Source organism: Streptomyces sp. CB02058, assembly GCF_001905505.1.
In the GTDB taxonomy this organism is placed as follows: domain Bacteria; phylum Actinomycetota; class Actinomycetes; order Streptomycetales; family Streptomycetaceae; genus Streptomyces.
Genome location: NZ_LIPG01000002.1, coordinates 793,967 through 815,836 on the forward strand (window position 1 = coordinate 793,967; position 21,870 = coordinate 815,836).

Here is a 21,870-nt window from a genome sequence, read left to right on the forward strand (position 1 = left end):
CTCAAGGTTAGGTTGGCCTCATTATTACTTGCAAGTTCAACATTATGTCGACTGGCTGAAAATCGATCAGCCGTTCGAGGTGAGTGAACGCTCCATAACGGTCTCCAGCTGTGCTCCTTCGGGCCTGGCTCTGGCCTGAACCAATGTCAGTGAGGCTTTTCGGCCGCGCAGTGTGAGGGTCATCAGCTGATTGCCGAACCAAGGTCCACCGGTCCTGCGCCAGCGCATCGGCGGGGCTCCGGTCCGCCCGTGGCGTGCCAGCGCGCGCCCCAGCCAACGGCCCGGCCGGCTCCAGCCGAAGCGGAAGCCCGCCCGCATGTATCCGGGGACGGAGTTGTGGACGGGAGAGCAGGTCAGTTGCAGTACGCGTGAGGCGGGAGTGCCGTCCGGGGTCGGAGTGGTCCACTGGGGCTCGGCGATGTACGCATGGTGCACATCGCCCGAGAGCACGCATACCGTCGCGGGCGCGTCCGGCCCCTGGCCCGCCTCCCTCAGGAGCTCCGTCAGCCGGCGGAAGGAATCGGGGAACGCGGCCCAATGCTCCAGGTCACCGGCCCGCCGGATCTTCTCGCCGAGGCGCGCCCAGCGCTCGCCGCGCCGGCCCCGGCACAGCGAGGCGTTCCACGTCTCCCCGTCGTGTATGAGAGGCGGCAGCAGCCAGGGCAGCGAGGTGCCGATCAGCAGATGGTCGTAGGACGCGGGGTCGTCGAGTATCTCGTCGCGCAGCCAGGCGGCCTCGCTGTCGCGGAGCATCGACCGGCTCTGCTCGTCCAGGACCCGCGCCGCGCGGGTGTCGACCATCATCACCCGTACTCGGCCGAAAACACGCCGATAGCTCCACCGGGTGAGCGTGGGGTCGGCGTCGGCCGCCGCCGCGTGGCGGCGCAGGGTCTCGGTGGCGTCGGGCACGGCCCGCACCGCCGCGTACAGCGGGTCGGTCTCCAGGGCGTCGGGGGAGAGGTTGCCGATGTGCTGGTAGACCCAGTACGACATGAGCCCGCTGACGATCCGCTCGTGCCACCAGGGCAGGGCCCGCATGTCCTGGAGCCAGGCATCGCTGGTGTTCCAGTCGTCGATCACGTCGTGATCGTCGAAGATCATGCAGCTGGGAACCGTGGACAGCAGCCAGCGCACGTCCGGGTCGCGCCAGGACTCGTCGTAGAGGTGGGTGTACTCCTCGTAGTCCGCCACCTCCGCTCCGGGGGCCTCGTCGAGATCACGGCGCGTCGCGAGCCTGCGCTGGGTGGCCTGCGAGGTCTCGTCCGCGTACACCTGGTCCCCGAGGAGCAGCAGGACGTCCGGGCGTACGGCCTCGGGGTCCGCGGCGAGGCGGGTGGCCAGGGCGTCGAGCGCGTCGGGGCCGATGGGGTCGTGCCCATGGGCCGGAGGGGCCGCCCAGCGGCAGGAGCCGAAGGCGATCCTGACCGGGCCCGCCTCCTCCGGCACCGGCAGCACGGGGGTCGTAATGGTGCTCGGCGGGAAGGGGGACTCCTCTGGCGGCCAGACCTTGTGCCCGTCGAGCAGTACCTCGTAGGGCGTGGTGGAGCCCGGGGTCAGGCCGGTGACCACCACCAGGGCGTAGTGGTGACCCTGGACGGCGAAGGTGGGGGAGACGCCCGCCGCCCCGTCCGCGCAGCGGACCTCCGCGGTGCAGGGCCTGGACGCCTCCACCCAGACCGTCGCCCGGGAACCGGTCTCCCAGTCGACGTACCTCAGCAGTGGTCCCAGGCGTAGCCCGGCCATGTGTGCCCTCCTCGTGTCGCCGTGACCGATGGCTCCGTAGGGTACGGAACGAGCGAGGGGGGTGGGCCGGTTCCGCCGGGTGCCCCGGGCCCAGGGGCCCGGGGCGCGGACGGGCGGGCTGGTTCAGCAGCCGTTCAGGACGGACTGCAGGGCACTCTTCTCGGTCGAGTCGACGCTGAGGCCGTAGTAGTGCTTCACGTGCACCCAGGCGCGTGCGTAGGTGCAGCGGTAGGCCGTGCGCGACGGCAGCCACTCGCCCGGGTCCTGGTCGCTCTTGGACTGGTTGACGTTGTCGGTGACCGCGATGAGCTGAGGGCGGGTCAGGTCGTTGGCGAAGGACTGGCGCTGGGCGGTGGTCCAGCTGCTCGCCCCGGAGCGCCAGGCCTCGGCGAGCGGGACCATGTGGTCGATGTCCAGGTCGGACGCGGCGGTCCAGGTCGCGCCGTCGTACTGCGAGTACCAGCTGCCGCTGGTCGCGGCGCAGGAGGAGTCCTGGACGACGCCGGTGCCGTCGCGCTTCAGCACCACCTCACGGGTGTTGCAGGCGCCCGACTGCGTGATCCAGTGCGGGAACTTGTCGCGGCTGTAACCGCTCGACGAGCCCTCGGCGGAGACGGTGAGCTGGCTCAGATACGTGCGGGCCGTCGAGGCGGCGACCGGGGTGGGCATCGCGGCCTGGGCGGTCGGGGCCGTGAGGAGACCGGTGGTTGCGGCGAGTGCGACGACGGCTATGCGACGCGCGTAGATACCGGACATGCGAACTCCCTTGATGTGGGGGGCTTCGGGCGGGCGACCTGTGGAGCCAGGCCATCGTGGCGGCGCCGGGTTTCGGTGGGGTGGTCGCCAGGTAACAGAGTGACGACATGCGCACGTCACATCAAGGGGTAGGACGGTAGGTCTGACGTCCCGTCCGAAGCGTGTTCGAGCACGGGTGCTGACGGTGTGCCGACCCGACGGGGCGTACGGGGCAATGGCGGCTCGCTCCGGCTCGACCGGCCGCACGGGACTGGCGGCGCGCTCCGGTTCGGCGGGCTCACGGGCAGCGGCGGCGCGCTCCGGTTCGGCGGACAGCACGGGGGCTCGCGGCGCTCGGGCTGCCCGGCGGCCGCACCGGGAGCCGGTGGCGCTCGGCGGCCCGCGAGCGGGTCCGCGGCCTCCGTGCGAGGTCCTAGGGTGGCCGGGTGCTGCTTCCGGTCACTCCCACGCTCGGCGTCGTCCTCGCCGTCCTGCTGGTCTTCGCCGCCGCCGTCGCGGCGTGGGCCTCGCTCGGCAGGTCCCGCGAGATCGCCGTCGCCGGGCTGCGGGCGGCGGTCCAACTGGCCGCCGTCTCACTGCTCATCGGCTGGGTGGTGCGTTCCCTGGGGCCGCTGCTGGGCTTCCTGGTCCTGATGTTCGCGGTCGCGGTGCGCACCGCGGGGCGGCGGATCACCGGCAACCGCACCTGGTGGTGGACCGCACTGCCGATCGGCGCGGGGGTGGTGCCCGTGGTCGTGGCGCTGCTGCTCACCGGGCTCATCCCGGTGCGCGGCATCGCGCTGATCCCGGTCACGGGCATCCTCATCGGGGGTGCGCTCACCGCGACGGTGCTCGGCGGGCGGCGCGCGCTGGACGAACTCGCCACCCGGCGCGGGGAGGTGGAGGCCGGGATGGCGCTCGGCCTGCTCGACCGGGACGCGCGGCTGGAGATCGCCCGCCCCGCCGCGTCGGACGCGCTGCTGCCCGGACTCGACCAGACCCGGACGGTGGGGCTCGTCACCCTCCCGGGCGCCTTCGTGGGCATGCTGCTCGGCGGCGCCTCACCGGTGGAGGCGGGTGCGGTGCAACTGTTCGTCCTGGTCGCGCTGATGGCCGTACAGGCCGTGGCCGTCGCGCTGGTACTGGAGCTGATCGCGCGGGGGCTGCTGCACCGGGAGTGAGCGGGGCGTGCGTGGGTGCGGGCGCGAGCCGCGCGGTGCGGGCAGGGCTGTGGCGGGGCGGTGATCGCCGGTGTCGGGAGGAAGCGGCTCAGCGAGCGTCGACGTGCAGGCGGATCGAGCCGTCCGCGACCGCCTCCACGCGGAGTGCCGTCAGGTCCTCGACATGGGCGTCGGGGGAGAGCGCCGCCGCGCGCGGGCCGACGCCGACGACGCGCATGCCCGCCGCCCGGCCCGCCGCGATGCCCGCCTCGGAGTCCTCGAACACGATGCAGTCCGCCGCGTCGAAGCCCAGCTCGGCCGCGCCCTTGAGGAAGCCCTCGGGGTCGGGCTTGCTCGCGCCGACCATCTCGGCGGTCACCCGGGTCCCCGGCATCGGCAGCGCGGCGGCCCCCATGCGGGCCTGGGCGAGCGCCTCGTCGGCCGAGGTCACCAGCGCGTGCGGGAGGTCCGCGATCGCGGCCATGAAGGCGGGGGCGCCGCCGATGGGGACCACGCCCTCGGTGTCCGCGGTCTCCTCGGCGAGCATGACGCGGTTCTCCGCGTAGTTCTGCTCCATGGGGCGGTCCGGCAGCAGGGCGGCCATCGTGGCGTAACCCTGACGGCCGTGGACCACCTTGAGCGCCGCCTCGGGATCGAGCCCCTGTGCGAGCGCCCAGCGGCGCCAGCAGCGCTCGACCACCGCGTCGGAATTGACGAGGGTGCCGTCCATGTCGAGCAGGAGGGCGCGGGCTTCGAGGACGGTGGCCGGCATGGGCATGCTCCAGAGCGCGGGGGGACAGCTCACGGCTGCGGTGAAGAAGACAAGCAGCCCCGCCCGCCGGTCAGGGAGAACGGGCGGAGGCTACTTTGTTCCATCACGGTACAAAAACCGGCGCCGAAACGCCAATCCGGTGCCGGGCGGGCTCTCAGGAATGCCGCCCCGCGCCGGTCGTCCGCTCCTCCAGGGCGCGGCGGGTCTCCGGTCCGTACACACCCGAAGGGTCGTCCTGTGCCGAGATCCATCGCTGGAACTCGGCGACGGCGTCCTCCACCCGGTCCCCGTACTCGCCGTCCTCCGGCCCCCGGTAGATCCAGATCTCCTGAAGCCGGCGCTGGAGCTCGGCGACCTCGGCGCCCTCGTCCCCGCGCCTCAGGGTGGGACCGGCGGCGAGCGCGGGCGGAGCCGCCGGGGTCGTGGTGGGCGCCTGCGTCGCGGACGCCGTGGGCGTCGGTGAAGCGGAAGGTGTGGCCGTACGGGACGCCGAGGGGCTCCGCGACGGGGTGGGCGACGCCGATGCCGACGCGGACGCCGACCGGGACGGGGTGGCCGACGCGGACGCCGAGGGGGACTCCGACACGGACGCGGCCGGGCCGTCCGTCGAATCCGGCACGCTCGTCGTCGTGATCTCGGGCAGGACCGTGTCCCGCCGCTCGGCGCCGTCGAACAGACCCCCGGCGAAGGCGGCCGTGCCCACCACCGCGACGACGGCGGCGCCCACCGCGGCGACCGTGAAGGGCCGGCGGCGGCGCGGCTGCACCGGGTCGGGCCCGCCGCCCGCATAGGCCGCGGCCGTACGCCGGTGAGCCTCGTCCGGGGCGACGGCGTCGGGCAGCGGCCCCGGCAGATCACCCGGTACGGGGCCCGGGGCGCCACCGATGAACAGGGGCATCGTGGTGGCCGCCGCGGGGGCGTCCCGGTCCTGCGCGTCCTCGCCGCCCAGCGTCACGTACGGCCGGATCCGCAGCGGGTCGAAGTCCTCGGCCGCCGCCATCTCGGCCGAGCGCGCGTCCCGGCCCGCCGTCCAGGCATCCTGGCCCCGGCCGGACGATCCGCCCGGTGCGGGCGTACCGGCTCCGCAGGCGCACCCCGCCCCGGGTCTCGCGCTCTGCCCGCCGCCGCACTCCGGGCATATATGTCCGGTCATCGTGGGTTCCCCTCCCCTTTGAACTGCTGCGATTATGCAGGCCGCCACGGGGAAGCCCAACCGGCCTTTCCGCTGCTCGGCAGGCCATAACGGCACACAGCGGCCAGGATGGGGGTGAAGCGGACCCGAGGAGATGCTCATGGCCCAGCAGTTGAGCCCGCCACCCCTTGCGTCGGGTGAGGGGCGGTCCAGGCGGAGTGTCCTGGTGTCCATCGGTGCCCTGCTGCTCGGCATGCTGCTCGCCGCACTCGATCAGACCATCGTCTCCACCGCCCTTCCCACGATCGTCAGCGAGCTGGGCGGCCTGGACCATCTGTCCTGGGTCGTCACCGCCTACATGCTGGCGGCGACCGCGGCCACCCCGCTCTGGGGCAAGCTCGGCGACCAGTACGGGCGCAAGAAGCTCTTCCAGACGGCCATCGTCATCTTCCTCGTCGGCTCCGCGCTCTGCGGGATGGCCCAGAACATGCCTCAGCTGATCGGCTTCCGCGCCCTCCAGGGGCTCGGCGGCGGCGGGCTGATGGTGCTCTCCATGGCGATCGTCGGCGACATCGTCACCCCGCGCGAACGAGGGAAGTACCAGGGCCTGTTCGGTGCCGTCTTCGGTGTCACCAGCGTCCTGGGGCCGCTGCTCGGCGGCTTCTTCACCGAGCACCTCAGCTGGCGCTGGGTCTTCTACATCAACCTGCCCATCGGCGTCGTCGCGCTGCTCGTCATCGCCGCGGCCCTGCACATCCCGGTCCGCCGCACCAAGCACACCATCGACTACCTCGGCACCTTCCTCATCGCCTCGGTCGCCACCTGCCTGGTCCTCGTCGCCTCGCTCGGCGGCACCACCTGGGCCTGGAGCTCCGTACAGATCATCGCCCTCGCGGTCCTCGCCGTGGTGCTGCTCGTGGCGTTCGTCGCGGCCGAGCGCCGGGCCGCCGAACCCGTGCTGCCGCTGAAGCTGTTCCGGATGAGGACCTTCAGCCTCGTCGCCGCGATCAGCTTCGTCATCGGCTTCGCGATGTTCGGCGCGATGACCTATCTGCCGACCTTCCTCCAGGTCGTGCACGGCATCTCCCCGACGATGTCCGGCGTGCACATGCTGCCGATGGTCTTCGGCATGCTGATCACCTCGACCGGCTCCGGCCAGCTCGTCAGCCGTACGGGCCGCTGGAAGGTCTTCCCGATCGCCGGCACCGCGGTCACCGTCGTCGGTCTGCTGCTGCTCCACACGCTCTCGGAGAACAGCTCCACCTGGACGATGAGCCTCTGCTTCTTCGTCTTCGGCGCAGGGCTCGGCCTCGTGATGCAGGTGCTCGTGCTGATCGTGCAGAACTCCGTCGGATACGAGGACCTCGGCGTCGCCACCTCGGGGGCGACCTTCTTCAGGTCCATCGGAGCCTCGTTCGGTGTGGCCGTCTTCGGCACCATCTTCACCAACAGGCTGAGCGGCAAACTGGAGGACGCACTCAGCGGCCGCCCGCTCCCGCCCGGCGTCGACGCCGGTGCCCTGGCGGCCGATCCCCGGGCCATCGGCGAGCTCCCGGCGGATCTGCGCTCCTCGGTCCTCAGCGCCTACTCGACCTCGATCACCGACGTCTTCCTCTACGCGGCCCCCGTCGTCCTCGTCGCCTTCGTCTTCGCCTGGTTCCTCAAGGAGGAGCCCCTGCGCGGCTCGGTGACCGCACCCGACACCAGCGAGACGCTGGCCTCCAACCCGGTCCAGCGGTCCTCGTACGACGAGTGCGCCCGCGCCCTCTCGGTGCTCGCCACCCGGGAGGGGCGCCGCGAGATCTACGAGAAGATCACCGCCAAGGCGGGCTACGACCTGCTGCCCGCCGCCAGCTGGCTGCTGCTGCGCATCAAACGGCACGGCACCGTCGAGCCCGGACGGCTCGCCGAGGTCGCCCCGGTGCCGCTGCGGGTGATCACCTCGGCCGCCCGGCAGGTGGAGGAACGCGGTCTGGCCAGGCGCGAGGGCATGCAGCTCGTGCTCACCGAGCGGGGCGCGGAGGCCGTGGTCAAGCTGTCGGGGGCCCGCGAGGAGTCACTGGCCGAGCTGCTGGGCGACTGGTGGGGACCCGACCGGCCCACCGACCTGGTCCGCCTCGTCGCGGAGCTGACGGCCGAGGTGAGCGGATCGAGCAAGGAACGCCCCCACATGCCCGACCCGCGCCGCGACCACTCGGTGGGCTGACGGGGCTGACCGGGCCGGGCCCCGGCCCCGGTGGCGCGGAACCTCACGTATGACGGACAGACCAGGGCTCCGACCTCGACGGAAACAGCCGTCATTCGGTCATTCTTTCGGCAAATGAGTGGTGACAGTCAGGCGAAGTGGGGGTTGATTGGGTCTACCTCACAGGGCAATGCGAGGCTACATCCGCACAAACCCGGGCCGAGGGGACAGTGCGTGAAACGGGAGGGTCGGCGCAGCGTGACAGATGCGGAGCGCAGTGTGCGGGGCAATGTGGCGGCGGACCCGGGGGCGAGGGCCGCAGCGGCCAGAGCCGTCCTCTGGCTGCTCGTCGCCTTCCTGGCCGTACGGCAGGTGGCGGCGGTCCTGGGCAGGCCGCCCGGTGAACGTCTCACCGATCTGGAGACCTGGACGGGTGCGGAAGGGGTCCTGCGCATCGCCGGGTCCCTGTACGAGCCCGGCCGGTTCACCGGCACGCCGTTCGCCGGGCTGGTGCTGAAGCCGCTCACGACCTCGGCGGAACAGGCCCTCGGTGTCGTGTGGACCTTCGGCACCCTGCTGCTGGTCGTGGCGCTGGGGTTCGTCGCCGTCCGCGCCCTGCCCCGACCGGTGAGCCGGCGCACCGCGTTCCTGGCGGCGCCCTTCGCGATCACCCTGCTGATGGTGTCGCTGCCCGTCCGCAACACCCTGTTCCTGGGCCAGACCAGCATCCTGCCGGTCCTGCTGGTGCTCCTCGCCTTCTTCGTGGCGCGCGGTGAGCGGCTCCCCGGAGTGCTGACCGGGATCGCCGCCGCCCTCCAGCCCGCCGTGCTGCTCTTCGCCGTCCTGTTCTGGCTCACCGGCAGACGCAGGGCGGCCGCGGCCTCCGGGGCGACGTTCGCCCTCTGCACGGCACTGGCCTGGGCCGTCATGCCGCGCGACTCCTGGGCGTACTGGGTGCACCACCTCGCGGGAGCCGGCCTCGGAGACCGTCCGGACAGCCTGGCCAACCAGTCCCTGCACGGCGCGCTGCTGCGGTTCGGGCTCCAGGGGCCGCTGGAGATCGCCCTGTTCCTCGCCCTGGCCGCCCTCGTGACCGTCCTCGGTCTGCGCCGCGCGGTCCGCTACGCCCGGGACGGGCAGCTGCTCCTGGCCGTCGCCGTCACGGGCTGCGTGGCCGTCGCCGTCTCGCCCACCGCCTGGCAGCACCAGCTGCTCTGGGTGCTGCTCGCCGTCGTCGGCCGGGTGGGCACCAAGGCATCCGACCGGCTGGTCTGGCCCGCTGTCGTGGTGCTCGTCCTCACCCTGCCGGGGAAGATGCTGCTCCCGAACGTCGGGGTGGTCGTGCCCGTACGCGACAACGTGCTCCTCGTCGCGGCGCTCGGCGCGGCCTGCGTGGCGCCGTTCCTGTCCCGCACCTCGCCCCACTGGCAACGTCCGGTCGCGACGGAGTACGCCCGTCCCGTCCCGGCCCGCTTCTCCTGGGTGCCCCTGCTGCCGTTCTGGAAGCGGGTGCTGACCCGCCCCAACCTGCTGCTGGAGCTTCTGCTCATCCGGGTCGTCTACTCCGCGTACGCCCAGGTCCGCCTGGCGGCGACCGCGGGGCGCGCCACCGCGGAGGAGCACGGCCGGCAGATCCACTCCGCCGAGCAGTGGCTGCACATCGACATCGAGCACTGGGCCAACCACACCGTCGTCGGCATCCCCTGGCTGCGCGACTTCTTCGACTACTACTACTCGACGTTCCACTTCATCATCCCGCTCGCCATCCTCGGCGTGCTGTACGTGCGCAGGCCCCCGGACTACCGCTGGGCCCGCACCTCCATCGGCTTCGCCACGGTCCTGGCCCTGCTCGGCTTCTGGCTCTACCCGCTCGCGCCGCCGCGCCTGATGCCGGGCCTCGGCTTCATCGACACCGTCCACGGGGTGCAGGACCTCGACAGCCCGGACTTCGGGGCGCTGACCGCGATGACCAACCAGTACGCGGCGATGCCCTCGCTGCACTTCGGCTGGTCGCTGTGGTGCGGTGTGGTGATCGCGCTGCTCGCCCCGAGGATGTGGATGAAGGCCCTGGGGCTGCTGCACCCGCTGTTCACGGTCTCCTGCATCGTCGCCACCGGCAACCACTGGGTGCTGGACGCGGTCGGCGGCGGGGCGGTCGTGGTCGCCGGCTTCGGGCTCACGTATCTCCTGGCCGGGCCGAGGAGGCTCCGGGCCGCCGGGACGGGTGAGCGGCGGCAGAACCTGCCGGAGGGGGACACGGAGGACATGAAGGACGCAAAGGACGTGGCGGGGGAGCCGGTCGCCGAACCCGCCGGGAGCAAGGCGTAGAGCCTCTCCGGCCCCGTGCATGCCCGAAGGGGTGCCGGAGCGGTTCCTGAGAACCGCTCCGGCACCCCTTCGGCCCGGATCGCCGCGTCATCCAGCATCCGCCCGTGACGGGTGGTCCGCCACTCGAACGGCTCAGCGGCCGGGGGGCACCGCTGGATCAGGCGCCGACCGGCACCTCGGCCCCGGCCTTCCTGCCGCTCCGCTCCCCGAGCAGCTCCGTGTCCACGTGAGCCGTCTCGCGGGCGGTGAGGGCCGCGACGACCGGCGGGAGGCAGAGCGCGGCGGCGAAGATCGCGACACCGGCCCAGTCGTCCCCGTCGGGACCGGCGATCTGCGAGGCGAAGGCCACGGCGAATCCGGCGATGGCGAAGCCGGTCTGGGTGCCGATCGCCATGCCCGAGAGCCTGACGCGGGTGGGGAACATCTCGGCGTAGAAGGCGGGCCAGATGCCGTTCGCCGCGCTGTAGACCACGCCGAAGACCAGCACGCCGGACATCAGCACCAGCGGGTAGCTGCCGGTGGAGATCGCCCACAGGTACACCGGCATCACCACGGCGCTGCCGGCGGCTCCGATCAGGAAGACCGGGCGGCGTCCGATGCGGTCGGAGAGCCGCGCCCACAGCGGGATGGTGAACAGGGCGACCACATTGGCCAGCGCGCCGACCCACAGCATGCCGCTCCGGCTCAGCCCCACGGCGTCGCTGGTGGCGTACGACAGGGCCCAGACGGTGAAGATCGTGCTGACCGTGGCGATCACGGCTGCCGCGACGACCCGCAGCACATCGGCCCAGTGGTCGCGCAGCAGCACGGCCAGCGGCATCTTCGCCACGCCCTCGGTCTCCGCCTGCTTGGTGAAGACCGGGGTCTCCTCCAGCGTGCGGCGGATGACGTACCCGGTGACCGCGACAGCGACGCTCAGCCAGAACGGGATGCGCCAGCCCCAGGACAGCAACTGCTCCTCGGGCAGGGCCGCGACGGGGATGAAGGCCAGGGTCGCGATGAGCTGGCCCGCCTGTGTGCCGTTGATCGTGAAGCTGGTGAAGTAGCCGCGCCTGTGCTGTGGCGCGTGTTCCAGACTCATCGAGTTGGCGCTCGCCTGCTCACCGGCCGCGGATATGCCCTGGAGGACGCGCAGGAGGACGAGCAGCACGGGCGCCGCGCCGCCGATCTGTTCCCGGGTGGGCAGACAGCCGATGAGGAACGTCGAGACGCCCATCAGCATCAGCGTGAAGACCATGATCTTCTTGCGGCCGAGCCGGTCCCCGACATGGCCGAGGAAGAGCGCGCCGACCGGACGGGCCGCGTATGCGACACCGAAGGTGGCCAGCGACAGCAGGGTCGCGTTGGCCGGATCGGACTCGTCGAAGAAGACCTTGGGGAAGATCAGCGCCGCCGCGCTGCCGTAGATGAAGAAGTCGTAGTACTCCAGCGCACTGCCGATCCAGGCTGCGAGCGCGGCTTTGCGGGGCTGGGCCTGCGGCGGGGGACCGGCGGCAGGGTCGTGAGCGGTCACGTCGGGCTCCTTCGGGGGACGTCCGTCGGGGGGAGGGGCGAGCGGACCCGGCTAATTAACGCACTAGGTAGTTAGTTGCGGATGGCTACGGATGTTGCGAGCAGTTGTCGTCCCTGTCAAGAGTCCGCGCAGGACCGGAGTCCCCGGTTCGCGTGGATTGCCGGACTTTTCCCCCGAAAAGGGCCCGTGGATCCGGACGTTGCGGTTCCGGGCGGTGTGGTGGTGGATGTGGTCCCGGGTGGTCCGGTGCGGGGCGCGGTCCCGGACGGTGCGTCGCCGGACGCGGTGATCGCGTATGCCCTGATCCTGGACGCCCGTGGTTCCGGGCGCCCTTGACTCCGGACGGTCCTAGGCGGCCCGGTCGGCCGTGAGGTACGCGATGATCATGTCGCCCAGCATGGTCCGGTAGTGCTCGCGCCGGTCGTTGTCCACCAGGTCGCGGCCGAAGAGTGCGCCGAAGGTGTGTCTGTTCGCGATGCGGAAGAAGCAGAAGGAGCTGATCATCGCGTGCAGGTCCACGGCGTCGGCGTCCGCCGTGAACAGTCCCGACGCGCGCCCCGTGTCCAGGATGCGCCGCAGCACCTCGATCGCCGGTGAACTGATGCGGCTCAACTCGGCCGAGGCCGCGATGTGTTCGGCCTCGTGTATGTTCTCGATGCTCACCAGGCGGATGAAGTCCGGGTGCTCCTCGTGATGGTCGAAGGTCACCTCGGCCAGCCGGCGGACCGCGGCCACGGGGTCCAGGTGCTCGACGTCCAGCAGCTGTTCGGCCTCCCGGATCCTGGTGTACGCCCGCTCCAGGACCGCGGTGAACAGCTGCTCCTTGCCGCCGAAGTAGTAATAGATCATCCGCTTCGTGGTGCGGGTGAGGGCGGCGATCTCGTCGACCCGGGCGCCCGCGTAGCCGATACGGGCGAACTCCCGCGTCGCCACGGTGAGGATCTCGTCCTTGGTGCGCGCCGCGTCACGGGTGCGCACGGCCGGCTGTGCGGGTCCTTCGGTGCTGGTCATCCGGATCCTTCGCGGGAGTCGGTGCGTGTTCGCGATTGTAGAGCGGCCCCCGCGGCGGCCGATTCGGTCCAGGGTCTTCCCAGCGCGGCCGTCTTTCGATATGACTAACTAACCAGTCCGTACATTAACGTCGGTGCACGGCCGGGCCCCCGGGCCGCGCACCCTTGGAGTGACCGATGCCGAACCCCGCAGCCCCGCCGCCAGGCGTCCCCGTCCTCGTGCTCAACGGACCCAACCTCGATCTGCTCGGACTGCGCGAGCCCGCGGTGTACGGCAAGGACACCCTGGCCGACGTCGACGAGCTCTGCCGGAGCACGGCGGCGGCCCACGGGCTGCTGGCCGACTGCCGTCAGAGCAACCACGAGGGGGTGCTCATCGACGCCGTCCACGAGGCCCGTACCGCGCACCGGGGCATCGTGATCAACCCCGCCGGCTACAGCCACACCTCGGTCGCCCTGAGGGACGCGCTCGCCGCGGTGGAGCTGCCCGTCGTGGAGGTGCACCTCTCGAACATCCACCGGCGGGAGGAGTTCCGGCACCACAGTTATGTCTCGGGCGTCGCCGACACCGTCATCTGCGGCGCGGGTGCCCACGGATACTCCATGGCCCTCACCCATCTCGCCCGCCTCCTGGAGGAGAACCGTTGAGCAGCGACTCGTATCTCGTCGGCCTCATCGGCACCGGCATCGGCCCCTCGCTCAGCCCCGCGCTCCACGAGCGCGAGGCGGACCGGCAGGGCCTGCGCTACCTCTACCGCCTCATCGACATCGGCAGGCTCGGCATCGCGCCCGAGCGGACCGGTGACATTGTCCGCTCCGCCCGGGACATGGGGTACGACGGGCTCAACGTCACCCACCCATGCAAGCAGCAGGTGCTCGCCCACCTCGACGGTCTCTCTCCGCAGGCCGAGGCGCTCGGCGCGGTCAACACCGTCGTCTTCGAAGGGGACCGGGCGATCGGCCACAACACCGACACCACCGGCTTCGCCGCCTCCTTCGCCCGCGGTCTGCCCGACGCGCCGCTCGACCGGGTCGTGCAGCTCGGCGCGGGCGGGGCCGGAGCCGCCGTCGCCCACGCCCTCCTCGCCCTCGGCGCGGGGAGGCTCACCGTGCTCGACGCCCGGCCCGAGCGGGCCGCCGCCCTCGCGGACTCCCTGAACCAGCACTTCGGGCCGGGCCGGGCCGCCGCCGCGGACCTCCTGGACATCGCGGCGCACACCACCGCGGCCGACGGACTGGTCAACGCCACGCCCATCGGCATGGCCGACCACCCCGGACTCCCGCTCCCCGCCGACCTGCTGCACCCGGGGCTCTGGGTCGCCGAGATCGTCTACCGGCCGCTGGAGACCACGCTCGTGCGCACCGCCCGTGCCCTCGGCTGCCCCACCCTCGACGGCGCGGGCATGGCCGCCTACCAGGCCGCAGACGCCTTCCGGCTCTTCACCGGCCGCGAACCCGACACCGCGCGCATGCTCGCCGACATCGCCGACCTCACGTCGGCGCGCTGACGAAGCGTCCGCGCCCCGGGAGCGTCCGCGCCCGGAAGGCCGCCGGCACCCCGGAGCGTCCGCGCCCGGAAGGCGCCATCGCCCCGGAGCGTCCGAGCCCCGAAGCCCAGCCCCCCGCAGGAGGACCGACATGCGTACGTCCATCGCCACCGTCTCGCTCAGCGGAACGCTCACCGAGAAGCTCACCGCCGCGGCGCGGGCGGGCTTCGACGGCGTCGAGATCTTCGAGAACGACCTGATCGGCAGCCCGCTCGGCCCGGAGGAGATCAGGGAGCGGGCCGGCGATCTCGGTCTGACGATCGACCTGTTCCAGCCGATGCGCGACATCGAGGCCGTTCCCGCCGACGAGTTCGCCCGCAACCTGCGGCGCGCAGAGCACAAGTTCCGGCTGATGCGACGGCTCGGCGCCGACACCGTCCTGGTCTGCTCCAGCGTGTCCCCGTACGCCGTCGACGACGACGCCCTCGCGGCCGAGCAGCTGCGCCGGCTCGCGGACCTCGCGCAGGAGCACGGCATCCGCGTCGCGTACGAGGCGCTCGCGTGGGGCCGCCACGTCAGCACCTACGAACACGCCTGGCGCATCGTGGAGGCGGCGGACCACCCCGCGCTCGGGATCTGCCTGGACAGCTTCCACATCCTGGCCCGGGGTTCCGACGTCGCGGGGATCGAGGACATCCCCGGCGAGAAGATCTTCTTCCTCCAGCTCGCCGACGCCCCGCAGATGGCCCTGGACGTCCTCCAGTGGAGCCGCCACCACCGCTGCTTCCCGGGGCAGGGCGACCTCGACGTCGCCGGACTGGTGCGGGCCGCCGTCCGCGCCGGATACGACGGGCCGCTCTCCCTGGAGGTGTTCAACGACGTCTTCCGCCAGGCGGACGCCGGCCGCACCGCGGTGGACGCCCGGCGTTCGCTCACGCTGCTCCAGGAAGCGGCGGGGCTGAGCGCGCCCCCGGCGCCCGTGGTCCCCACCGGCTTCGCCTTCGTCGAGATCGCCACCGCCGACACCGCCAGGATCACCCCGCTGCTGACCGCACTGGGCTTCTCCCGTACGGCCAGGCACTCCGGCAAGCCGGTCGACCTCTGGGAGCAGGGTGAGGCCCGCGTCCTGGTCAACACCGACACCGGCAGCCACCGCCCCGACCCCTCGCTCACCGCCGTGGGCCTGGAGAGCCCGGACCCCGCGGGCGCCTCCGCGCGGGCCGAGTCGCTGCTCGCCCCCGTCCTGCCCAGGCGCCGCGCACCCGAGGACGCGCCGCTGGACGCGGTGGCGGCGCCCGACGGCACCGAGTTCTTCTTCTGCGCCACCGACCGCTCGGGGCGGGCCGGCTGGACCGGCGACTTCGCGCCCGCGCCGCACACCCCCGGCCCCATCGGGATCACCCGCGTCGACCATGTCGCGCTGACCCAGCCCTGGCACCACTTCGACGAGGCGACGCTCTTCCACCGCGGCGTCCTCGGACTGCGCCCGCACGCCAGCGTCGACCTGGCCGACCCGTACGGCCTGCTGCGCAGCCGTGCCGCCAGCAACGAGGAGGGCACCGTGCGCATCGCGCTCGGTGTGGGCGCTTCCCCCACCGACCCCCCGGCGCGCGGGGGACGCCCCCAGCACGTGGCGCTGCTCACCGAGGATCTCGTCACCACGGTCCGCCGCGCCCGCGAGGCCGGGGCCAGACTGCTGCCCGTCCCCGCCAACTACTACGACGACCTGGCCGCGCACCACACGTTCGCGCCCGGCGAGCTGGAGACCTACCGCGAGCTCGGCATCCTCTACGACCGCGACGAGAAGGGGGAGTTCAGGCACTGCTACACCGTGACGACCGGCCGCCTCTTCTTCGAACTCGTCGAGCGCGTCGCCGGATACGACGGATACGGCGCCCGGAACGCCGCGGTCAGGCTCGCCGCCCAGCACGCGCTGGCCGAGTGATCAGTCCGCGCGGGCCTCGAAGGCCGCCCGCGCGTCGAACGCGGCGCGGCGGGTGGCCCGGCGCAGCGCCCGCAGCAGGGTGGGGCCGATGGAGAGGGTCAGGGCCACGGTGAGGACGGCACGGCCCAGGTCCCAGCCGAGCGAGGTGGTCACGCAGTACGCGAGGAAGCGGACCAGGTTCTCGTGCAGCGGATCCCCCGCCACGAAGGAGATCCCGGAGGCCATCCCCGGCACGATGGTCCACCCGTAGAGGTTCATCACCGTGCCGTACGCGAAGGCCGCCGCGAAGCCGTACGCCCCGAGCATCAGCAGCTCGCCACGGCCGCGCAGCCGCTCGGGGCCCGGCAGCAGACCGGCGCCCATGGTGAACCAGCCCATCGACAGCATCTGGAACGGCATCCACGGCCCGACCCCACCCGTCAGCAGGGCCGAGGCGAACATCGTGACCGAGCCGAGCACGAATCCGAAGCCGGGACCCAGCACCCGGCCGCTCAGGACCATCAGGAAGAACATCGGCTCCAGGCCCGCCGTCCCCGCGCCCAGCGGGCGCAGCGCGGCCCCCACCGCCGCCAGGACGCCCAGCATCGCCACGGCCTTCGCGTCCAGGCCCGAGTCCGCGATCGTCGCCAGGACCACCCCGACGAGCAGCACCAGCAGCACGGCGAACAGCCACGGCGCGTCCTCGGCGTGGGCGAGACCGGAGTCCGCGCCCGCCAGCAGTGGCCAGCCGAAGCCGACCAGCCCGACCGCGCTGACCAGGACCAGCGCGGCGACGGCGTGCGGGCCGAGGCGTACGGGGCGCGGGGGCCGGGCCGTCATGCGAGGGCCTCCAGCGCGGTGCGTACCTGCGACACCGTCAGCCACTCCCGGGGCGCGAGGATCTTCGCGGTCTGCGGGGCGAAGGCGGGCGAGGACACCACGACCTGCCGGGTCGGACCGTCGGCGACGGCCTCGCCGTCCGCCAGGATCACCACCCGGTCGGCCAGTTCCGCCGCCAGCTCCACATCGTGCGTGGCCAGGACGATGGCGTGGCCCTCCGCGGCCAGCCGCCGCAGTACGCCGACGAGCCGCGCCTTCGCCGCGTAGTCCAGGCCACGCGTCGGCTCGTCCAGGAGCAGCAGCGGGGGCCGGGCGGTCAGCACCAGGGCGAGGGCCAGGGCGAGGCGCTGGCCCTCCGAGAGGTCACGGGGGTGGACGTCGTCCGGCACCCCGGGCAGCAGCTCGGTGACCAGCGCCCGACAACTGCCCGCGGGTGCGCCCGCGTCGGAGTCGGCCGCCGCGCACTCGGCGGCCACCGTGTCGGCGTACAGCAGATCGCGTGGTTCCTGCGGGACGAGCCCGACCCGGCGCACCATGGCGTGCGGCGGCGTACGGGACGGCACCAGACCGCCGACGAGGACGGTCCCCGTGGCGGGCGCGGTCATCCCGACGAGCGTCGTCAGCAGGGTCGACTTCCCCGCGCCGTTACGGCCCATCAGGGCCACCGTCTCGCCCGGCGCGAAGGACAGCGTCACCCCGCGCAGCGCCTGGACCCGCCCGTGCCGCACCCCCAGCCCCTCGACCAGGGCGACCGGACCGGGGACCGGGGGCTCGCCGGGGGCCGTGTCGCGCCGGCGGCCGAGCAGCCGCCCGAGGAACCCGGGGCGCGGGCCGGCCGGAGCGGGGAGCGGGGCCACCACGGTGTCCGCCGGGGCCCGGCGCGCGGGCGGCTCCACATCGGCCAGCCGCTCCCGCAGGTCCACGGCGCGGCGCCGGGCGTCCCGCACCGACAGCGGCAGCGGGTCCCAGCCGACCAGCCGTCCCAGGGCCACCACCGGCGGACGTACGGGCGAGAGCGCCATGATGTCGGCGGGCGCGCCCATCACCGGGGCGGCGCCGGGGGCCGGCAGCAGGAGGACCTGGTCGGCGTACTGCACGACCCTCTCCAGCCGGTGCTCGGCCATCAGCACGGTGGTGCCCAGGTCGTGCACCAGCCGCTGGAGCACCGCGAGCACGTCCTCGGCCGCCGCCGGGTCCAGAGCGGACGTCGGCTCGTCGAGAACCAGGACCTTCGGATGCGGGGTGAGGACCGAGCCGATCGCGACACGCTGCCGCTGGCCGCCGGAGAGCGTGGCGATCGGCCGGTCGCGCAGCTCGGCCAGGCCCAGCAGGTCCAGCGTCTCCTCGACGCGGCGCCGCATCACGTCCGGGGCGAGGCCCAGCGACTCCATGCCGTACGCCAGCTCGTCCTCCACGGTGTCCGTCACGAAGTGGGCGAGCGGGTCCTGGCCCACCGTGCCGACCAGGTCGGCGAGTTCACGCGGCTTGTGGGTCCGGGTGTCACGGCCACCGACGGTGACCCGCCCGGTCAGCGTCCCGCCCGTGAAGTGCGGCACGAGACCGGACACCGCGCCCAGCAGGGTCGACTTGCCGACACCGGAGGGGCCGACGGCCAGCACCAGCTCGCCCTCGGGGATCGTGAGGTCCAGCCCGGACAGGGTGGGGTGCTCGGCACCCTCGTACCGCACCGAGACGTTCTCGAACCGGATCATGTGAGCTCCTTGGAGTCCGAGGGGGAGGCGGGCGGGGTCACCACGCCAGGCAGCGGCGCCACCACGGCGGGCAGCAGTCCGATCAGCACGGCGGCGGCCGGCCACAGCGGCAGTACGGGGGCGACGAGCGGGACGACACCGGGGCGCAGGGCGTCCGGATCGGCGGCGCCCGCCCAGATCATCGCCGCGGCGACGGCCGGGCCCGAGGCCGCGACGAGCCAGGCGCGTACGCCCCAGTGGTCCGGCCGGTAGCGGGTGCGCACCGAGCGGCGCCCGCCGAGCCGGAGCCCGGCCAGGGCCGCGGCGAGCCCGGCCAGCAGCAGCGGCAGCCCGTGCGCGGCGCCCTGCGCGGCCAGCAGCCCGTACGTTCCCGCGCACACGCCGAGCAGCCCGCCGAGCGTCAGCAGATGCGTGGTCCGGCGGACGGCGGGCGGGACCTGCGCGGTGCGCCCGTACCCCCGGGCGTCCATCGACGCCGCCACCGCCACCGAGCGCTCCAGGGCACCCTCCAGCACCGGCAGCCCGATCTGGAGCACCGCCCCGATCCCGCCGGACGGCCGGCCGCGCAACCGGCGGGCCGTCCGCAGCCGCGCCACGTCGGCGACCATGTTCGGCGCGAACGTCATCGCGACGACCACGGCCACCCCGACCTCGTACAGCGCGCCGGGCAGCGACTTCAGCAGCCGGGCCGGGTTGGCCAGCGAGTTCGCCGCGCCCACGCAGATCAGCAGGGTGGCCAGCTTCGCGCCGTCGTACAGGGCGAAGACCAGCTGCTCGCCCGTGACCCGGCCGCCGATCCTGACCCCCTGGGCCCAGTCGGGCAACGGCACCTCGGGCAGGGCGAACAGGGTGTGCGTGCCGGGCACGGACGAGCCGAGGAGGACGGAGAACACCACGCGCACGGCGACGACGAACAGGCCCAGCTTGACGAACGCCCCGTACGAACGGGCCCACGGCGCGTCCGTGCGGCGCGCCGCGACCACATAGCCCGCCACCCCGACCAGCAGCCCGAGCAGCAGCGGGTTGGTGGTCCGGGACGCGGCGGTCGCCAGCCCGAGGGCCCACAGCCACCAGGCCCCGGCCGGCACCGCGTTGGAGCGGGTCGCCACGGGGGCGCGCAGGGCATGGCCGGGCCGGGCCGGGCCGGTGGAGCGGGTCATCGGCGGCGGCGGGCCCGGAACACTGCGGCGGCGCCCAGGACGAGGACCGCGCCCACGCCGGTGAGCACACCGGCCGAGGGGCCGCCGCCACCGTCGCTCCGGCCCGCGTCCCCGGCGGCGGAGGCGCCGGCCGCGTCCTCGGACGAGGCCGAGGCGTCGGCGGACCCGGACGAGCCGTCCGTCTGCTCGCCGCAGCCCGACCGCGGATAGCCCGTGATCGCGCAGAGCATCGCGGAACCGTCGTACCGCAGGGGCTTCGCCACCGCGGCCAGCGCCTCGGCCGTGCTCGCGTCAGGGGCCACCTGGGCACAGGCGGTGCGCAGCGCGGGCGGCTTCTCGCCGTCCGGCGCGTCCGCCGCCGTGCCCGGGTCGATGACCAGGGCGACCCTCTTGCGGCCGTCCTTCGCGGGGGTGTCCGCGCAGACGGCCCCGAAGTCCGGGGCGCGGCGCGGCTGCGCCGAGTCCTGGGAGTCCTCGCTCACCGAGAAGCGGAAGCCCTGCACCGCGCCGTCGTCGGGCCGGACCACGGACGGCCCCTGGGTGGCGTACGTCCAGCCCTTGCCGCCGTCGCCCTCCCAGAACGACCAGTAGCGGTACCCCGCCGCCTGCGCGCTGCCCGCGCCGAGCACGGACAGGACGGCGCCGACGAGGAGCAGCAGCGCCGCCGTGCCCAGCGGGCGCCTCACAGCTGCTGGTTCTTCCGGCGTCCGCTGAGCAGGAAGCCGATGCCCGCGCCGAAGGCGAGCCCGATGCCGATGATCCACCAGAGGCCGAGCCCCCCGTCGTCGCTGCTCGTGTCCGCGGGCTTCCCCGGGACCGTCGAGGTCGGCGAGGGCACGGCGGTGGCGGCGGGCGCGGGGCCGGTCGCGTTGAGCTGCGCGACCAGGTCGGTGCCGCCGAAGTCACGGGCGTCGGTACCGGTCGCGTGGGCGGCCAGCACCAGCTGGGCGGTGGCGGCGGGGCCGCCCTCCTTCGCCCAGCCCTGCGCGTGCTTCTCCAGATACGCGACCGCGTCGGCCGCCTTGTCCTTGTGCCCGGACGCCGCGAGCGCCACGACGGCGTCCGCCGTGTTCCCGAAGTCCGGCTGCGGGTCGGACTCCTCGGCGCCCGGCATCGGCGGCAGCTCCAGGTAGCCCTTCGCCGCGAGCGTCCTCGCCAGGTAGGAGGCGCCGTTCTGCGCGGTCTGCTCGACGGTGAGGCCGGTGCCCTCGTGGCAGACCGGGGCCTTCACCGCGTTGGAGTTGCCCGCGGCCATGCCCTTGCCCATCGCGCCGATCACGGCGGCGGCCGTGGCGTCCGCGTTGGCGGCGAGCTTGCCGTCCTTGTCCGGCTGGTAGGCGAACGCCCCGCCGTCCGCGCCGCCGCAGGGCAGCGCGAAGCTCTGCAGCGCGGTGTACGGGGTCTTGTCGTCCTTCGTCGTGACATCGGCCAGCGGCACGCCCGCCCGGGCCAGCGCGCCGGTCACCACCGCGGTGGAGTTGGCGTCGCTCGGGCTGCCCGGGTTGTAGCCCCAGCCGCCGTCGGGGTTCTGCACGGACTTCAGCCAGCTGACCCCGTTGTCCACGGTCTCCCGGTGCACGGCCAGTTCCACCAGCGCCTGCACCGCCGCCGCCGTGGCGTTGGTGTCGGTCACCGTCTTCGCGTCACAGGGCACGGACGCGTCGCGGTAGGAGGCGAAGGCCCCGCTCGTGCACTGCTGGCCCACGAGCCAGTCGACCGCCTTCGTGGCGGGCGTGACCAGCTCGACCCGCTGGGCGAGGAAGGCCAGCGACTGGCGCCACACCCCGTCGTACGTCGGGTCCTTGGTGCCGTACAGCCCGTCCGGAAGGTCCGGCGTGGACGGGGACGGTGACGGACTCGGCGCGGCGACCGCCACCGGGGCGGCCGTCCCACAGAGCACGGCGGTGATCGCGAGCGCTGCCGCGCGGCGGCGTACGGACATGACGGGCTGGGCCTCTCGAATGGGGTTTCCCCTGCCCGAGCGGAGCCGAGCACGCGGGGAAGGGTCGGCGCCGGATTCGCACCGGCTTCCCCCTGTACGGGCGTGATGAAGACCAGCTCACTCTACCGGGGTGCCCGGGAACCCCTCCGGGCGGAGTGCCGCCCCCGGATGTGCGAAGGGCCTTCCCAGCAGGTCAGAGCCCATGCGAGACTCCGCCCCGGGGGTCA

General features: G+C 73.2%; 17 protein-coding genes. 6 read left to right on the top strand and 11 right to left on the bottom strand.

The window, feature by feature from the left end; translation table 11 throughout:
• Positions 1 to 66: 66 nt before the first annotated feature.
• Together AMK10_RS10765 and AMK10_RS10770 are read right to left on the bottom strand one after the other, a co-directional pair.
• Positions 67 to 1,743 (bottom strand): alkaline phosphatase D family protein, encoded by a 1,677-nt coding sequence (locus tag AMK10_RS10765; protein ID WP_073747349.1) that lies wholly within the window; start codon positions 1,741 to 1,743, stop codon positions 67 to 69.
• Between the two features lie 123 nt (positions 1,744 to 1,866).
• Positions 1,867 to 2,499: an HNH endonuclease family protein gene (locus AMK10_RS10770; RefSeq protein WP_073747351.1), complete on the bottom strand. Its 633-nt coding sequence runs from the start codon at positions 2,497 to 2,499 to the stop codon at positions 1,867 to 1,869.
• 425 nt (positions 2,500 to 2,924) lie between these two features.
• Here AMK10_RS10770 and AMK10_RS10775 point away from each other — a divergent pair, with 425 nt between their 5' ends.
• Entirely contained in the window at positions 2,925 to 3,659 is a 735-nt protein-coding gene (locus AMK10_RS10775; protein ID WP_073747354.1) for an ABC transporter permease, read from the top strand.
• 88 nt (positions 3,660 to 3,747) lie between these two features.
• Here the strand turns inward: AMK10_RS10775 and AMK10_RS10780 are convergent, their stop codons facing one another.
• Entirely contained in the window at positions 3,748 to 4,410 is a 663-nt protein-coding gene (locus AMK10_RS10780) for an HAD-IA family hydrolase (RefSeq protein ID WP_073747356.1), read from the bottom strand.
• Positions 4,411 to 4,564: 154 nt separating this feature from the next.
• On the bottom strand, positions 4,565 to 5,563 hold the full coding sequence (locus tag AMK10_RS10785) for a peptidoglycan-binding domain-containing protein (RefSeq protein WP_073747358.1): 999 nt from the start codon (positions 5,561 to 5,563) through the stop codon (positions 4,565 to 4,567).
• A 139-nt stretch (positions 5,564 to 5,702) separates the two neighbouring features.
• On the opposite strand from AMK10_RS10785, the gene AMK10_RS10790 reads away from it, so the two are divergent.
• Together AMK10_RS10790 and AMK10_RS10795 are read left to right on the top strand one after the other, a co-directional pair.
• Positions 5,703 to 7,748, top strand: a complete 2,046-nt coding sequence (locus AMK10_RS10790; protein WP_073747360.1) for an MDR family MFS transporter — start codon at positions 5,703 to 5,705, stop codon at positions 7,746 to 7,748.
• 258 nt (positions 7,749 to 8,006) lie between these two features.
• Entirely contained in the window at positions 8,007 to 10,055 is a 2,049-nt protein-coding gene (locus AMK10_RS10795; protein ID WP_073747362.1) for a bifunctional glycosyltransferase 87/phosphatase PAP2 family protein, read from the top strand.
• A gap of 157 nt (positions 10,056 to 10,212) precedes the next feature.
• Here AMK10_RS10795 and AMK10_RS10800 read toward each other — a convergent pair whose 3' ends face one another.
• Positions 10,213 to 11,568, bottom strand: a complete 1,356-nt coding sequence (locus tag AMK10_RS10800) for an MFS transporter (RefSeq protein WP_073747364.1) — start codon at positions 11,566 to 11,568, stop codon at positions 10,213 to 10,215.
• Positions 11,569 to 11,916: 348 nt separating this feature from the next.
• On the bottom strand, positions 11,917 to 12,579 hold the full coding sequence (locus AMK10_RS10805) for a TetR/AcrR family transcriptional regulator (protein WP_073747366.1): 663 nt from the start codon (positions 12,577 to 12,579) through the stop codon (positions 11,917 to 11,919).
• 176 nt (positions 12,580 to 12,755) lie between these two features.
• On the opposite strand from AMK10_RS10805, the gene aroQ reads away from it, so the two are divergent.
• From aroQ to AMK10_RS10820, 3 genes are all read left to right on the top strand, one after another.
• Positions 12,756 to 13,226, top strand: coding sequence for a type II 3-dehydroquinate dehydratase (aroQ, locus tag AMK10_RS10810; protein WP_073747369.1), 471 nt, complete (start codon positions 12,756 to 12,758; stop codon positions 13,224 to 13,226).
• Entirely contained in the window at positions 13,223 to 14,086 is an 864-nt protein-coding gene (locus AMK10_RS10815) for a shikimate dehydrogenase (RefSeq protein WP_073747371.1), read from the top strand. The genes aroQ and AMK10_RS10815 overlap by 4 nt, the downstream gene beginning before the upstream one ends.
• A 130-nt stretch (positions 14,087 to 14,216) precedes the next feature.
• Positions 14,217 to 16,010: a bifunctional sugar phosphate isomerase/epimerase/4-hydroxyphenylpyruvate dioxygenase family protein gene (locus AMK10_RS10820; protein ID WP_073747373.1), complete on the top strand. Its 1,794-nt coding sequence runs from the start codon at positions 14,217 to 14,219 to the stop codon at positions 16,008 to 16,010.
• Here AMK10_RS10820 and AMK10_RS10825 read toward each other — a convergent pair whose 3' ends face one another.
• Genes AMK10_RS10825 through AMK10_RS10845 form a run of 5 tightly spaced genes read right to left on the bottom strand, consistent with a single transcriptional unit; the run spans position 16,011 to position 21,643 of the window.
• Positions 16,011 to 16,829 carry an ECF transporter S component gene (locus tag AMK10_RS10825; RefSeq protein WP_073747375.1) on the bottom strand — a complete coding sequence of 273 codons (819 nt, stop codon included), beginning with the start codon at positions 16,827 to 16,829 and terminating at the stop codon, positions 16,011 to 16,013.
• The gene (locus tag AMK10_RS10830) at positions 16,826 to 18,541 is read right to left on the bottom strand and encodes an ABC transporter ATP-binding protein (RefSeq protein ID WP_073747377.1); all 1,716 of its coding nucleotides are present in this window, start codon (positions 18,539 to 18,541) and stop codon (positions 16,826 to 16,828) included. The genes AMK10_RS10825 and AMK10_RS10830 overlap by 4 nt, the downstream gene beginning before the upstream one ends.
• Entirely contained in the window at positions 18,538 to 19,701 is a 1,164-nt protein-coding gene (locus AMK10_RS10835; RefSeq protein ID WP_073747379.1) for a cobalt ABC transporter permease, read from the bottom strand. Before AMK10_RS10835 ends, AMK10_RS10830 begins: the two co-directional genes overlap by 4 nt.
• Positions 19,698 to 20,387, bottom strand: a complete 690-nt coding sequence (locus AMK10_RS10840; RefSeq protein WP_073747381.1) for an SCO2322 family protein — start codon at positions 20,385 to 20,387, stop codon at positions 19,698 to 19,700. Before AMK10_RS10840 ends, AMK10_RS10835 begins: the two co-directional genes overlap by 4 nt.
• Positions 20,384 to 21,643, bottom strand: coding sequence for a prenyltransferase/squalene oxidase repeat-containing protein (locus AMK10_RS10845; RefSeq protein ID WP_073747383.1), 1,260 nt, complete (start codon positions 21,641 to 21,643; stop codon positions 20,384 to 20,386). Before AMK10_RS10845 ends, AMK10_RS10840 begins: the two co-directional genes overlap by 4 nt.
• Positions 21,644 to 21,870: the final 227 nt, after the last annotated feature.